Source organism: Aliidiomarina sp. (assembly GCF_022565475.1).
Lineage (GTDB): Bacteria > Pseudomonadota > Gammaproteobacteria > Enterobacterales > Alteromonadaceae > Aliidiomarina.
Genome location: NZ_JAIUMR010000013.1, coordinates 1 through 13,360, shown reverse-complemented (window position 1 = coordinate 13,360; position 13,360 = coordinate 1). Strand labels below are relative to the sequence as shown.

Sequence of the window (13,360 nt, the reverse complement as noted above, 5' to 3'; positions counted from 1 at the left end):
ACCTAAGTCCGAGTTCCTGTGCCGCGCTTTAACAAGTACCAAGCGAGGGTAAAGAAAACAGCATTAAAGATCAGAAGCACGGCAATTGCTGTCATCGGCTGAATATCGGAAACGCCGATAAAGCCATAGCGAAAACCGTTGACCATGTAAATAATTGGATTGAACTGCGATACGTTTTGCCAAAATTGCGGCAATAACGAAATCGAATAGAAGACACCGCCTAAATAGGTCAGTGGCGTGAGGATAAACGTCGGGATAATCGAAATGTCGTCAAAGGATTTGGCAAACATGGCGTTTAATAGACCGCCCAAGGCAAACAGCGTCGCGGTTAACAGCACCGTAATCACGATCATGCCGTAACTCTGGATATTGAGCGGCACAAAGAAGCCAGACACAAGCGTCACAATAACAGCGACAAGCAAGGCGCGTGCGACACCACCACCAATATAGCCAAGAATAATCGTAATGTTGGACACTGGCGCAACTAACATTTCTTCCAAGTTACGCTGGAACTTAGCGCTAAAAAACGATGAGGCTACATTCGAGTACGCATTGGTAATGACCGACATCATAATCAGCCCAGGTACAATGAATTCCATATAGCTGACGCCACCCATTTCACCAATTCGCGAACCAATGAGGCTGCCGAAAATAATAAAATAGAGTGTCATGGTAATTGCCGGCGGAACTAATGTTTGCACCCAAATGCGCAAAAATCGGGTGCATTCTTTGATCCAAATTGTTTTTAATGCGGTGAAGTAAATTGGATTACGCATGTTACACCGACTCCTTTGCTTCACGACCTTGTTCAACCAGATTCACGAAAAGTTCTTCGAGGCGGTTCGCCTTATTGCGCATTGACAAGACCTTAATATTTTGGGCGCTCAGCTCAGCAAAAACGGAGTTTAAACCGGCTGACTTTGCGACATCGACTTCAATGGTGTGATCGTCAACAATACGCATCGTCGCCGAAGACACGTGTGGGCGTTGCTCATTTTGCTCTAAATCCAATACAAAGGTTTCAACGTTTAATTTATTCAACAACGCTTTCATCGTTGTGTTCTCGATGATCTGGCCTTTATCGATAATGCCAATGTTGCGACACAACATTTCCGCTTCTTCGAGATAATGTGTCGTTAATATAATCGTCACACCTTCTTTATTAATGCGGGTTAAGAAGTCCCACATCGAACGACGTAACTCGATATCGACGCCTGCTGTCGGTTCATCAAGAATTAATAGTTTTGGTTCGTGCAATAACGCTCGCGCAATCATCAAACGGCGTTTCATACCGCCCGACAAGTTTCTTGCCCGCTCATTGCGTTTATCCCATAAGCCGAGTTGCTTTAAATACTTTTCCGCACGCTCTTTCGCCAGCGTACGTGACACACCATAGTAACCAGCTTGATTCACGACGATTTGCATCAAGGTTTCAAATTGGTTGAAATTGAACTCTTGTGGCACTAACCCAATATGCTGTTTAACTTCATTAATTTGGCTATCAAGGTCATAGCCGAACACTTTAACGGAACCGGCAGACTTATTGACCAGCGATGAAATAATGCCAATCGTGGTCGACTTACCGGCACCATTCGGCCCAAGTAGCGCGTAAAAATCGCCCTCTTTAACGGTCAGATTAAGCCCTTTTAGCGCTTCAAATCCGCCACGGTAAGTTTTCCGCAAATCACTGATTTCCAGTGCGTAGGTCATACAATTCTCCGAATGCTATTAAGAGGAGCGCGAGTCGTAGCCCCAACGAGGCATGATGTCTTGCCCTAATTCGAGATGATCAAGGATTCGCGCAACAACAAAGTCGACCAAATCACGAATTGATGTTGGTTGATGATAAAAGCCCGGTGCCGCCGGCATGATGGTTGCTCCCATATTCGCGAGCGTCAGCATGTGTTGCAGGTGGATGCTATGCAAGGGCATTTCACGTGGCACTAAAATCAACTGTCCACGTTCTTTCAAGACCACATCAGCAGCCCGTTCAATTAAGTTATCACTAGCGCCTGTTGCGATTGCCGAAAGGCTGCCGGTTGAGCACGGGATAACGACCATACGTTTAGGCGCTGCTGAACCGGAAGCAACCGGTGAAAACCATTCTTCCTTGCCAAACACTTGTAGCTGCTCAGCATTCACATTAAAACGCTGACACAGCTCTGCCTGCATAGCTGACGGCGAGCCCGATAATTTAAGGTTCTCTTCCGTTGCCAGTACCACACGCGCAGCACTCGAAATGAGGAGATACACCTGTTGGCCTTGCGCCAGCAAGCATTCTAGTAAACGCAAGGCGTAAGGCATGCCCGACGCACCCGTCAATGCCACGGTGATCCGCTGCTGATTTGGTGTGTTTTTCTCTTGCATCGTCACCTCCTGAGCTTACCTTCCAACGATAAATCTCGTTTGCTTATGCTTCTGCTTCACTGCGAGCGTGCAGCCCATCGAGCAATAGCTGATGGATACCACCAAAACCGCCATTACTCATCACCACCCAATGCTCGTCAGCCGCAGGTCGTTGCAACACACTGTTCGCAAGGTCAGTCACCGTTTGTCGGACAACGGCATGAGAATGTCCTTGACTCAGTTGTCCTTGTAAATCCCATTGTTGCGATGCATTCAACGCATACACAGCGTCAGCTTCGGCAAATGCCGCGGCTAATGTGTGCTCATGCACGCCCGCTTTCATGGTATTCGAGCGCGGCTCAAAAACTGCGATAATTCGGGCGTTGTCACCAAATCGAGCCCGCATCGCTTGCAATGTTGTGGCAATCGCTGTCGGGTGATGCGCAAAATCGTCATACACTGAAACACCAGCAACAATGCCTTTAAGCTGCAACCGTCGCGCTGGTGCTGTGAACGAATTTAACGCCGATAAGGCATCACGTGCGGGCACACCAATCTGCACCGCGGCCAACATTGCCATCGTCGCGTTGGCGACATTGTGCGTGCCAATTAGCTCCCAATCCACCGAGCCTTGCAAAACCCCGTCATGATACACGCTAAACCGCTGACCTGCGGCATCTTCAAGAGCAACTTCCCAGCCCTTGTTCTGCCGAGCTTGATTTGGCTTTAAGATAGACTCCAACGCCACTTGCTGCGACCAACAGCCGCCCGCAAGCACCTCAGTTAAAGCTTGCTCTGTGCGCGGCGTGATCACTGTGCCGTCACGCGGAACTGTGCGCAACAAAAAACCAAACTGTTTTTGAATGGCGGCAAGGTCAGCAAAAATATCCGCATGGTCAAATTCAAGGTTATTGAGTACGAGGGTATCGGCAAAATAGTGCAAAAACTTGGAGCGTTTATCAAAAAAAGCAGTATCATATTCATCAGCTTCAACGACAAAATAATCGCTCTCGGTGAGTCTTGCGGTCTGTGCAAATGGCTGTACCACCCCGCCGACTAAAAAGCTCGGCGATTTATGCGCTTGCTCGAGAATCCAAACCAACATCGATGCTGTCGTTGTTTTGCCATGTGTTCCAGCGACAGCGAGCACATGCTTATGCCGAAGAATTTGTTCGCCAAGCCATTGCGGACCGGAAATGTAAGGCAGCCGACGAGCCAAAACTTCTTCAACTAAGGCGTGACCGCGGCTCAGCGCATTACCAATAATCACGAGGTCAGGTGCGGGTTCTAGCTGACTTAAATCGTCATCGTTGGACAACTCAATACCTAACGCTTCAAGCTGTGTGCTCATGGGCGGATAAACATTCCGGTCAGACCCCGTTACTCGGTGGCCTAATTGTTGAGCAAGCGCTGCTATTCCACCCATAAAGGTGCCACAAATTCCAAGCACATGAATGTGCATAAGCCCTTTCCCCTGACTCCTTTTGACCAAGCCCAACATTGTAACACCTCCATGCCAAACGATCATTAGCGTGAGTCTTCGCTTGGTGATCAAAAAGGAAGCATCGAAGAAGATTTTACGGTACACTACAGAGCGTTTCCGGCAACGACCTAAACGCACTTTAACAGAGGCTAATCATGCAACGCCTGATTCCCGTTCTGAACAATGATCACGTCCCTTTACATCTTATTTCCGTGATCAATACCCTGCTCACCGCAGCAAAAGAAATCTCACACCGTTTACATCAAGGCAGCTTGGCCGGCACCCTCGGCTCAACACTCGATGAAAATATTCAAGGTGAAACGCAAAAGAAACTCGACGTCGTCTCTAATCAGCTCATTAAGAATATGCTGCTGGAGACCAATCTTGTGCATGCTGTTGCGTCCGAAGAAGAAGATGACGTGGTCATGGGTAACCCAGACGCCAAGTATCTGGTCGCATATGATCCACTGGACGGTAGCTCGAATATCGATATCAATGGTTCCGTTGGAACCATTTTTTCAATCCTTGAGAAACCAAAACACGCCGCGGAAGGAAAAGAGCTCTTTTTGCAAACTGGCGACGAACAAATCGCCGCCGGTTATATCCTCTATGGACCGTCGTCATTACTGGTGATGACCACCGGACAGGGTGTCCGTGTATTCACACTCGACCACCGTGTCGGTGAGTTTCTGTTGACCGTCGATAAACTAACGGTCCCAAGCGATACCCACGAATTTGCAGTGAACATGTCCAATCAACGCCATTGGACCAAGCCGATGCAGACCTATATTGCCGATTTATTAACCGGTGAACTCGGTCCCCGCGGTAAGAACTTCAACATGCGTTGGAACGCGGCTATGGTCTCTGACGTGCATCGCATTTTGACTCGAGGCGGAATCTTCACCTACCCAGCTGACTGCAAACATCCAGATAAACCATGTAAGCTGCGGTTGCTCTACGAAGCGAATCCCATGAGCTTCCTCGTTGAGCAAGCCGGTGGTCGCGCAAGCACGGGTTACGAACGAATTATGTCGTTACAACCGACGGAAATTCATCAACGCGTGTCTGTCATTATGGGTTCGCGCAACGAAGTCGATACCTGTCTCGATTACTACAAACGTATTCCATGCGATCGTCCAGACGCGCCGACGGTGTAATTTGGACACGGAAACATGAGAAAAACTGTCAGTTAACGCTGAATTTAAGATAAAACTAACAGTTTTCACGCTAATTGCTTTGAGTTTAACCGAAAAGCTTCGTTATACTTGAGCGATCTAAAATTTATCCGACTTTGCATGCGCAAAGCACAAATCAAGCTTAGCAAGATAAAGGAACTGACATGAGTTTAAACGCTGTACCAGCAGGCAAGAACTTGCCTGAAGAAATCAATGTGATCATCGAGATCCCTGCCAATGCAGACCCTATCAAATATGAAGTGGACAAAGACACTGGCACCGTTTGGGTTGATCGTTTCATGTCGGCACCTATGTTCTACCCGTGCAACTACGGTTACGTGAATGATACTTTGTCACTTGACGGTGACCCTGTTGATATCCTTGTACCAACGCCTTACCCATTGCTGCCGGGTTCAGTGATTCGCTGCCGCCCTGTTGGTGTTTTAAAGATGAGCGATGAATCTGGTGAAGACGCAAAAGTTGTTGCTGTACCGATCAGTAAATTGAGCAAAGAGTACGATCACATTCAAGACGTGAATGACCTTCCAGAGCTGCTTCGTGCCCAAATTACGCACTTCTTCGAGCGTTACAAAGAGCTTGAAAAAGGCAAATGGGTAAAAGTCGAAGGCTGGGATGACGCAGCTGCCGCGAAAGAAGAAATCGCGTCTTCTTACGCCCGCGCTCAAGAAAGCAAATAAGGTCAGCTATGGCTGAACTTTGCATTACCGGCCAGCAGATTAAATTCTGCTGGCCAAAGCAATCCCAACCCACGTTATTTATACCGGCACTTGCCGTTGCCAAAGGTGAACGTATTTTGCTACGTGGACCGAGTGGTTCGGGAAAATCCACGCTATTGTCGTTACTAGCCGGCATCAATCAACCCAGCTCGGGTACACTTAGTATTCTTGGCACCGACTTGCATCGCTTAAGCCAACGTCAACGCGACAAATTCCGTGCGGATCATATCGGCTACATTTTTCAGCAATTCAATCTTTTGCCGTATTTAAGTGTCTATCGCAATGTTTTGCTTGCCTGTGATTTTTCTACCGCTCGAAAAAAGAAACTTGCTGCGCTAAATATTAAGCCTGAAAGCGAATGTGAACGCTTACTAACTCACTTAGGGATTGATGCTAAATTATGGCATCAACAAGCCTCGCAACTGAGTGTCGGTCAACAACAACGTGTCGCCGTTGCTCGCGCTCTGATTGGCAAACCAGAACTAATTATTGCCGATGAGCCCACCTCAGCTCTCGACACAGACGCCCGCGACAACTTTCTCGACTTGCTACAACAAGAATGTACCTCGGCTGCAATTACTTTAGTGTTCGTCACCCATGACGCATCACTCGGTCATCATTTTGACCGTATCATTGAACTCTCTGAAATCAACCAAGTGGAGGGCAAAAAATGAAGCTATTCCGCCTTTCACTGGCCAGTTTACTCAGCCGCAAATCAAATGCATTACTCACGATTTTCGCCATCGCGATCAGTGTCATGTTGCTGCTCGGCGTCGAGCGCGTCAGCCAACAGACCCGAGCTGGTTTTGCCAATACGATCTCTGGAACTGATCTGATTGTGGGCGCCCGTAGTGGCTCAGTCAATCTGCTGCTGTATTCTGTTTTCCACATCGGTAATCCAACCGCCAACGTAAGCTGGCAGACTTACGAACATTTTGCCAACCATCCGCAGGTCGAATGGTCCGTACCCATAGCACTTGGCGATAGTGTTCGCGGGTTTCCGGTGGTCGCGACCGAACCACATTATTTCGATTATTTCCGCTATGCTCGCCAGCAATCTCTGGCATTCGCTGAAGGTCAAGCATTTGGCCGCGAAGAGGCCGTGCTCGGAGCGCAAGTTGCTCGACAACTTGGTTTAACCGTCGGTTCAGAGCTGGTTGTCGCTCACGGGACAGGTAGTGTCAGTTTCCATGAGCACGACGATCATCCATTGATCATTAGCGGTGTTCTAGAGCGAACCGGTACGCCGGTCGATCAGGCAATTTTCATTGGCTTACGCGATCTCGATATTATGCATGGCGGTCATGGCCATGATCATGAAAATGACCACGATCATGAGCATCATGAACACAGTCATGACCACGATCACGATCATGAGCATCACGAACACAGTCATGACCACGATCACGATCACGATCATGAGCATCACGAGCACAGTCATGACCACGAACACAACCATGTGCATGAGGCTGAAAGCGCTAGCGTGCAGCCACCAATTCCTGGAATCAGTGCATTTTTAGTCGGTTTGCAGAGTCGACCACGGGCAGTTTTTATGCAGCGAGAAATTAATACCTATCGTGACGAGCCTCTTACTGCCATTATGCCGGGATCGACGCTACAAGAACTGTGGCGCACATTAAGTGGATTCGAAACCGCGCTATCGATTGTCTCTGGGTTTGTGCTGCTTACTGGGCTGATCGGTATGCTTGCCACGTTACTCGCTAGCTTAAGGGAACGACGTCGAGAAATGGCGGTCTTAAGAGCAATCGGCGCTGGACCAAAAACGATCTTTAGTTTGTTGGTCAGTGAGGCCGTTTTCTTAACAGCGATTGGTATTGCTGTCGGTGTTGGCCTACTTTATGGTCTCATCCTAGCGTTAGCACCATGGATCCAAACGAGCTTCGGTATCGTTGTTGAACTAGGCACAATTTCACCAGAAGAATGGCAGCGCATGGGTATTGTTCTTGCTGCCAGCTTTGTAATTAGTTGTATTCCAGCTTGGCGAGCGTACCGTAATTCACTCGCAGATGGCTTATCGATGAGGTTTTAAAATGAAGTTATTGGCAGGTCTTTGCGCTGTGGCACTTATTGCCATTGCCCCTTTAGCGCAAGCCGATGTACGTACGTTAAATTGGAACGAACTGAAGCCTGACGATTGGAAAGCACCACCGGTGCGCGATCCTATGTTCTATGAACAAAACCCGGAAGCACAAATTCAGCAAAGTTTGGACGCGCCTGTCGTTCCTGAGCTGAATGGTCAGCACGTCAAGTTACCAGGTTATGTTGTTCAACTTGAGGGTGACGATCGACGCGTAACCGAGTTTCTACTTGTTCCCTACTTTGGGGCTTGCATCCATGTGCCACCCCCGCCACCCAATCAGATCGTTCACGTCACCTTCCCTGAGGGTGTGCCTTACCCAGTGACTTACGATGCAGTTTGGGTGACAGGTACGATTAAAGTTGAACATAAGGACTCAGACCTAGCTTTGGTTGGCTATCAACTTGAAGCGACCGCCGTTGAACCTTATTTCTAAAGTTCTAAGTACACCCGTTCATTACAAAAAAACCGGCGACTCAGCCGGTTTTTGTATACTTTAATTGCGAAAATTTAGAAACGCAAAGACAAGCTCAAAAATGGTCCTTTAAAACGATAGTCCGTCGCAAATTGGTCGCCATTTGCCAGCTGTATTTGCGCCTGGCGATAACCAAGACTCACATGACCATCAAGCACACTATCCATGAAGCGATAACGAACAGCAGCTTCAAGATCGCTAATCTCATGGTCACTGCCTATCGAAAATTGCCCTTGACCAACCACTGAGAAACCCGTAAATGGCAAGCCAAATGATGCACGTAGGTAACCTAGCCCAATGTCTTCTGAAACACTTTCGCTCGGTGAGCGACTACCAGAGCCAAATTCGTGGATGGAGCCACTAATGCGCATATAACTCGCACCAAAGTGCACCGTGGTTAAGTCATTATTCAGCGGCGCATAATATAAGGTAAATAAATCATGGCTGAGATCAATACGTGAGCTCAAAACTTGATCACGCTTACCGTCAAATTCCAAGGTTTGACTTGCTACTTTAATATTGGGTAGCAATGGCAGAAAGTGTTCAAAGGACGCACTCAGGCGCGTTTGTCCTTCCGTGTCCCAATCATTTCCTGAAAACCGCAAATCACCGAAGGTGTGATCTCCGGAAGCATTGGCTGACCAATATTGTACGTCCCCTTCAATATTAATGAGGTCAGCATGTGCCGACCCAATCGTCATCAAGCCTGCGAATGCGATGCCTGTTGCGAGATACTTTCGCATAAAGATATCCTTGTTGATTAAATTGTCTTAATGTCTGTGACCATGCCCGCGTGACGAGCTATCAACAAGTGATTTTACCGGAACTTTAACTTCGATAGTGGTGCCATCGCTAAAAATAAGCACCAAATCATGCTCTTCGCCCACGACCAAAGGACGCTGGAGCTGCATCAACATCAAGTGGTAACCGCCCGGTTGCAGAACGACCTCTTCGCCAGCAGGAATGACCAACGCATCCATCGCCTCCATCCGCATTTGCTCGCCATCGCGCACATGCCGATGAATTTCCACGTCCTCTGCGATCGTGCTGCTTGCACCAACTAAAACGCGATCATCACTACCTGAGTTAACAAACTTACCAAATCCCGCGCCGTTAGGCTGTCCCGGAATACTCTCACGCAACCAGAAGTTTTCTACTTCAACGGACGCGAGCGCTGGCTGTAGTGCGAAAACAGTAAGCAGCCCCGCACCACATAAGGTTAGAAAACGTGCCATAAGTGTCTCCATGTTTCATTATCGTTATTAGAATTATGGCAACACTTTAACCAATTTTAAGTCGTTTGGGTACGGCTGCGACTAAATAACCAAAAGATAAATAGTAGTAATAGAACTGGCCAGAAAATGCTGAAGCCGAGCACTGCAATAACGAGAGCAGCGATACCGAAGGCAAGTATAGTACTACCGAAAACCAGCGTGCCGACCAAAAAGCCAGCTCCAGCGACCGCAACGACGACTAGAATTGGGACAATGAGTAACAACGCGCCTTCAATAATAAAGGTTAATAACGCAGGACCAAACCATACCAAGGCAACGACGATTGCTAAAGCGATGAGTAGATTTTTCATGAGACGTACTCCTAAATAATTTTTTCTTCATTAACTATCTAGAAGCAATTATGATGCCAACTATGCAACTGCATGTTTTACTTATATTTATGTCTGAACTTTCGAGTTGCTTATGTGTTAATTTCGCCACTAATTAGCGAAAACGCTCTTACCGTCAACACGGTAAGAGCGTTTTTTCAACACGTAGCAAAACCACTAAAAGCGATACGTGACCTCACCATAGTAGTAGCCGCCATTAAATCCAAACGGTGCGTTGGTGTTCGGATAAATGAAGATACCATTAAATTGGTTCTCAGGACGTTGCTGATCTGGATATGTATCAAACAAGTTCTGAACACCAAATTTGAATGCCAAATTGTCCGTAAACTGATAGCGAGTTGACAGATCAGCAATCCATTTACCACTGAATTTGGTCTGCACACCAGCATTGTTTTCTAGTATGTAGTCGCCAAAATAACTTAAGGCTAAGTGATTTGTCCATTTCTCGTAACCATGCGTCAGCGAGAACGTTGCACTATTGCGCGGAACTGAACGTGTCATTCTCGTACGTTCAACATTATCGAACAATTTGTCATCAAGCCCATCAAGGATACTCGGCAGATTTACGCCATCGACCTTGGTCTCGTTGTAACCATAGGCAGCTTGAGCTCGAAGACTACCAAACTCACCTAAGTCAAAGCGTTGCGCTACAACAATATCAAGGCCCCGCGTCGTAGTATCCACAGCGTTGATAAAGAACCGAGCATTATCGGCACCCGCCGCCGCAAGTGCATCCGCTACAGCTTGGGAGTCACTCGGAATCAATGAGCTTGAGAGTATAATGCGATCATCAATTTCAATCTGATAGGCGTCGATTGTGATTGAAAGACCGTTGTCGCCATTCCAAACTGCTCCGAAGCTATAGCTTTGTGATTCTTCAGGACGGAGGTTGCCAATTTCAAGTTCACGTGCAACTGAACTAATGTTGTTAAAGGTTCCTGATTGTTCTGGTACTAGCTCACCGTCACGGTTAACAAACAAGGTCGAAATGTTCGTGAAGTATAACTGTTGCACACTCGGCGCACGGAAACCCGTGTTCGTTGCACCGCGAATAGCAAAATTAGGCGAGAATTCGTAGCGACCTGATAGTTTCCAACTGGTATTGCTGCCGAAATCCGAATAGTCTTCGTAACGAAGTGCCGCACCCCATTGGAAGTTTTCGGTCAGCATATTCTCCAGTTCAACGTATAAGCCCGTGTTGTCACGCGACTCATTCACTTCAGAGTCCGGACGGAAGCCGGTAAAGCCTTGGCTACCGGCAGGCCGGTTGTCGAATCCGCCATTCTCATAAGACCCCGGTTCACCCGCCTTCACTTGATAACCGTTTTCTCGGTAGCTCACGCCAAGGGCGAGGGCTAAATCAGAATAGTTGTAAAACGGTATTAAACGACTCACTTCGAAGTTAACGTTGAGTTCGTCATGCACCAAGGTGCCAGCATCAAATTCTGTGGGTGTGCTTGGACCAAGAGAAGCGTTCAGAGAGTTCTCAAGGCGATAGTTGAATTCAGATTCGCCATAAATCACCGATAAGTCTGCATCCCAATCACTGACAACAAATCGATAACCTGCCGCGAGTGAAATATCATTAGTATCTGGACTCAAGAGCGGCAAGAAACCGTCTGGGTAAACTTCGATGAGGTTTCTATTATCAATCGCTCGGCGGTAAAATGCACCAGATTTTGTTCGTCTATCGCTGAAACCGCCAAACGCGTAAAGACTGCCGTTATCGACTTGATAGTCCGCATTAAAGAAGATTGCGATGTTCTCGAATTCCGCATCACCGACATGATGGCTTTTACGATTGAAGGTTTGTTCGCGTGGATCTGGCTGACCATCAATCAATGGATATTGCTGACGCGGATCCAAGCCAGCGCGGTTGGTCCGTGCCTTGTCATGATATTCGGCTGCGATGACAAAAGCGCCGCGGTCATTCAAATTGAAACCGGCGCTGCCGTGCAGTTTAAACTGCTCACCATCACCTTGATACGTTTGACCTGCGCTGAAGCTGAGGTCTCCGCCTTCCGAGTTGTCCTTGAGGACAATATTGATCACACCGGCTATCGCGTCAGAACCGTATTGAGCAGCGGCACCGTCACGTAGGACTTCAATGCGTTTGATCGCCGAAATTGGAATGGCGTTTAAATCAACGTTGGAACTACCACGCCCGGTGGTACCGTTTAAATGCACCAATGCACTGGCGTGACGACGTTTACCGTTGATTAAGACCAAGGTGTGGTCCGGCGATAAACCGCGCAAGGAAGCTGGGCGCACCGCATCGGAACCATCGGTAATCGATGAGGACGGAAAGTTAAAACTCGGCACAGCATATTGCAGTGCTTTTGCTGTTTCCGTGAAACCAGCGGCAATCAGATCTTCGCCGGTAATAATATCGACGGGCGCGGTGCCTTCTGTTGCTGTTCGTACGCTTAAGCGTGAACCAATGACTTGAATCCGTTCCGCTGCCGCATCAACCGCTTGACCACTATCCTGCGCCCACGCAACCGCAGTGGGAAGCGCCAATGCACTGGCAATGGCCGTACTGATTAATCGTGCCTTCATAGTGTTTTCCCTCGTGATGGACATTATCTATTAGAATTACAACTTACCAAATAGACGTCTAGACATGCAATACCAAACTGATCTTACATAGACTAAAGTTATATATCGCCCGAACATTCGCCGCTTTGGCTGACTGTAGAATTTCCTCAGAGTATGCAATTCTGAAGATGCTGTTTGTCTATTTCGACTTAAGTGCTACTTTATTTCCTACGCATACGTTTTCGAAAAGGATTGAATATGAACTATGAAGCACTTTTAAGTGTCGCCCGTAAGCAAGCTGAAATTGGTGCAGAAGAGGGAGGAGTGCCAGTCGGGGCTGCATTGTTTGATGCTCAAGGGAATCTTTTGAGCGAAGGGCGTAATCGTCGTGTGCAAGAGGACGATCCGTCGATTCACGGTGAAACCGACGCGTTTCGAAAAGCAGGACGGCAAACCAACTATCGCGACAAGATTCTAGTAACGACCCTTGCACCGTGTTGGTATTGTTCCGGATTAATTCGGCAGTTCAATATCGGTACGGTCGTCGTCGGTGAGTCAGTTAACTTTGCTGGCCATCTCGACTGGCTAAGAGATGCAGGCGTCAATGTAATCGAGTTGCGCGATCCACAGTGTATCGAACTCATGGGGCGCTTTATCGAACAACGCCCTGATATCTGGAATGAAGATATTGGCGAGTGTGATCACTAGCCAATAAGTTGTTGTGAAGCGCCAACGAAAAAAGCCCTTCGCATAATAACGAAGGGCTTTTCCGTATTAGGTGCCTGGCGGTGTCCTACTCTCACATGGGGAGACCCCACACTACCATCGGCGCTGACATGTTTCACTTCTGAGTTCGGAATGGATTCAGGTGGTTCCACGTCGCT

14 protein-coding genes and 1 rRNA gene are annotated in these 13,360 nt (G+C 47.8%); 6 read left to right on the top strand and 9 right to left on the bottom strand.

Annotation, left to right across the window (positions count from 1 at the left end; all coding sequences use genetic code 11):
- Positions 1 to 2: 2 nt before the first annotated feature.
- The 4 genes from LAT77_RS10800 to mpl are packed head-to-tail and all read right to left on the bottom strand — an operon-like array spanning position 3 to position 3,808.
- On the bottom strand, positions 3 to 776 hold the full coding sequence (locus tag LAT77_RS10800) for an ABC transporter permease (protein WP_290564576.1): 774 nt from the start codon (positions 774 to 776) through the stop codon (positions 3 to 5).
- Between the two features lies 1 nt (position 777).
- Positions 778 to 1,710, bottom strand: a complete 933-nt coding sequence (locus LAT77_RS10795) for an ABC transporter ATP-binding protein (protein ID WP_290564575.1) — start codon at positions 1,708 to 1,710, stop codon at positions 778 to 780.
- An 18-nt stretch (positions 1,711 to 1,728) separates the two neighbouring features.
- The gene (locus LAT77_RS10790) at positions 1,729 to 2,367 is read right to left on the bottom strand and encodes a flavin prenyltransferase UbiX (protein WP_290564574.1); all 639 of its coding nucleotides are present in this window, start codon (positions 2,365 to 2,367) and stop codon (positions 1,729 to 1,731) included.
- A 43-nt stretch (positions 2,368 to 2,410) separates the two neighbouring features.
- Complete coding sequence (mpl, locus tag LAT77_RS10785; protein ID WP_290564573.1) at positions 2,411 to 3,808, bottom strand: UDP-N-acetylmuramate:L-alanyl-gamma-D-glutamyl-meso-diaminopimelate ligase; 1,398 nt, start codon at positions 3,806 to 3,808, stop codon at positions 2,411 to 2,413.
- A gap of 176 nt (positions 3,809 to 3,984) precedes the next feature.
- Between mpl and LAT77_RS10780 the strand changes: the two genes are divergently transcribed.
- The 5 genes from LAT77_RS10780 (at position 3,985) to LAT77_RS10760 (ending at position 8,275) form a co-directional block, all read left to right on the top strand.
- A complete protein-coding gene (locus LAT77_RS10780) occupies positions 3,985 to 4,986 on the top strand; it encodes a class 1 fructose-bisphosphatase (protein WP_290564572.1) in 1,002 nt (333 codons plus the stop codon).
- Positions 4,987 to 5,168: 182 nt separating this feature from the next.
- Positions 5,169 to 5,702 carry an inorganic diphosphatase gene (gene ppa / locus LAT77_RS10775; RefSeq protein WP_290564571.1) on the top strand — a complete coding sequence of 178 codons (534 nt, stop codon included), beginning with the start codon at positions 5,169 to 5,171 and terminating at the stop codon, positions 5,700 to 5,702.
- Between the two features lie 8 nt (positions 5,703 to 5,710).
- The gene (locus tag LAT77_RS10770) at positions 5,711 to 6,415 is read left to right on the top strand and encodes an ABC transporter ATP-binding protein (RefSeq protein WP_290564570.1); all 705 of its coding nucleotides are present in this window, start codon (positions 5,711 to 5,713) and stop codon (positions 6,413 to 6,415) included.
- Positions 6,412 to 7,791, top strand: coding sequence for an FtsX-like permease family protein (locus LAT77_RS10765; protein ID WP_290564569.1), 1,380 nt, complete (start codon positions 6,412 to 6,414; stop codon positions 7,789 to 7,791). The genes LAT77_RS10770 and LAT77_RS10765 overlap by 4 nt, the downstream gene beginning before the upstream one ends.
- Before the next feature lies 1 nt (position 7,792).
- Positions 7,793 to 8,275: a DUF3299 domain-containing protein gene (locus LAT77_RS10760; protein ID WP_290564568.1), complete on the top strand. Its 483-nt coding sequence runs from the start codon at positions 7,793 to 7,795 to the stop codon at positions 8,273 to 8,275.
- 74 nt (positions 8,276 to 8,349) lie between these two features.
- On the opposite strand, the gene LAT77_RS10755 is transcribed toward LAT77_RS10760, so the two are convergent.
- The 4 genes from LAT77_RS10755 to LAT77_RS10740 all read right to left on the bottom strand — a co-directional run bounded on the left by LAT77_RS10755 (position 8,350) and on the right by LAT77_RS10740 (position 12,497).
- Positions 8,350 to 9,057: a TIGR04219 family outer membrane beta-barrel protein gene (locus tag LAT77_RS10755; protein WP_290564567.1), complete on the bottom strand. Its 708-nt coding sequence runs from the start codon at positions 9,055 to 9,057 to the stop codon at positions 8,350 to 8,352.
- Positions 9,058 to 9,084: 27 nt separating this feature from the next.
- A complete protein-coding gene (locus LAT77_RS10750) occupies positions 9,085 to 9,549 on the bottom strand; it encodes a copper chaperone PCu(A)C (RefSeq protein WP_290564566.1) in 465 nt (154 codons plus the stop codon).
- A gap of 56 nt (positions 9,550 to 9,605) precedes the next feature.
- Complete coding sequence (locus LAT77_RS10745) at positions 9,606 to 9,899, bottom strand: hypothetical protein (RefSeq protein WP_290564565.1); 294 nt, start codon at positions 9,897 to 9,899, stop codon at positions 9,606 to 9,608.
- 195 nt (positions 9,900 to 10,094) lie between these two features.
- Positions 10,095 to 12,497: a TonB-dependent receptor gene (locus tag LAT77_RS10740; protein WP_290564564.1), complete on the bottom strand. Its 2,403-nt coding sequence runs from the start codon at positions 12,495 to 12,497 to the stop codon at positions 10,095 to 10,097.
- A 237-nt stretch (positions 12,498 to 12,734) separates the two neighbouring features.
- On the opposite strand from LAT77_RS10740, the gene LAT77_RS10735 reads away from it, so the two are divergent.
- Positions 12,735 to 13,184, top strand: a complete 450-nt coding sequence (locus LAT77_RS10735) for a nucleoside deaminase (RefSeq protein WP_290564563.1) — start codon at positions 12,735 to 12,737, stop codon at positions 13,182 to 13,184.
- A gap of 72 nt (positions 13,185 to 13,256) precedes the next feature.
- Here the strand turns inward: LAT77_RS10735 and rrf are convergent.
- Positions 13,257 to 13,360, bottom strand: a 5S ribosomal RNA gene (gene rrf, locus LAT77_RS10730); the annotation flags it as partial.

What these genes read in the sequence shown, in the direction of transcription:
- LAT77_RS10800 (WP_290564576.1), bottom strand. Translation starts at nt 776, where the DNA reads ATGCGTAATCCAATTTACTTCACCGCATTAAAAACAATTTGGATCAAA.
- LAT77_RS10795 (WP_290564575.1), bottom strand. Translation starts at nt 1,710, where the DNA reads ATGACCTACGCACTGGAAATCAGTGATTTGCGGAAAACTTACCGTGGC.
- LAT77_RS10790 (WP_290564574.1), bottom strand. Translation starts at nt 2,367, where the DNA reads ATGCAAGAGAAAAACACACCAAATCAGCAGCGGATCACCGTGGCATTG.
- mpl (WP_290564573.1), bottom strand. Translation starts at nt 3,808, where the DNA reads ATGCACATTCATGTGCTTGGAATTTGTGGCACCTTTATGGGTGGAATA.
- LAT77_RS10780 (WP_290564572.1), top strand. Translation starts at nt 3,985, where the DNA reads ATGCAACGCCTGATTCCCGTTCTGAACAATGATCACGTCCCTTTACAT.
- ppa (WP_290564571.1), top strand. Translation starts at nt 5,169, where the DNA reads ATGAGTTTAAACGCTGTACCAGCAGGCAAGAACTTGCCTGAAGAAATC.
- LAT77_RS10770 (WP_290564570.1), top strand. Translation starts at nt 5,711, where the DNA reads ATGGCTGAACTTTGCATTACCGGCCAGCAGATTAAATTCTGCTGGCCA.
- LAT77_RS10765 (WP_290564569.1), top strand. Translation starts at nt 6,412, where the DNA reads ATGAAGCTATTCCGCCTTTCACTGGCCAGTTTACTCAGCCGCAAATCA.
- LAT77_RS10760 (WP_290564568.1), top strand. Translation starts at nt 7,793, where the DNA reads ATGAAGTTATTGGCAGGTCTTTGCGCTGTGGCACTTATTGCCATTGCC.
- LAT77_RS10755 (WP_290564567.1), bottom strand. Translation starts at nt 9,057, where the DNA reads ATGCGAAAGTATCTCGCAACAGGCATCGCATTCGCAGGCTTGATGACG.
- LAT77_RS10750 (WP_290564566.1), bottom strand. Translation starts at nt 9,549, where the DNA reads ATGGCACGTTTTCTAACCTTATGTGGTGCGGGGCTGCTTACTGTTTTC.
- LAT77_RS10745 (WP_290564565.1), bottom strand. Translation starts at nt 9,899, where the DNA reads ATGAAAAATCTACTCATCGCTTTAGCAATCGTCGTTGCCTTGGTATGG.
- LAT77_RS10740 (WP_290564564.1), bottom strand. Translation starts at nt 12,497, where the DNA reads ATGAAGGCACGATTAATCAGTACGGCCATTGCCAGTGCATTGGCGCTT.
- LAT77_RS10735 (WP_290564563.1), top strand. Translation starts at nt 12,735, where the DNA reads ATGAACTATGAAGCACTTTTAAGTGTCGCCCGTAAGCAAGCTGAAATT.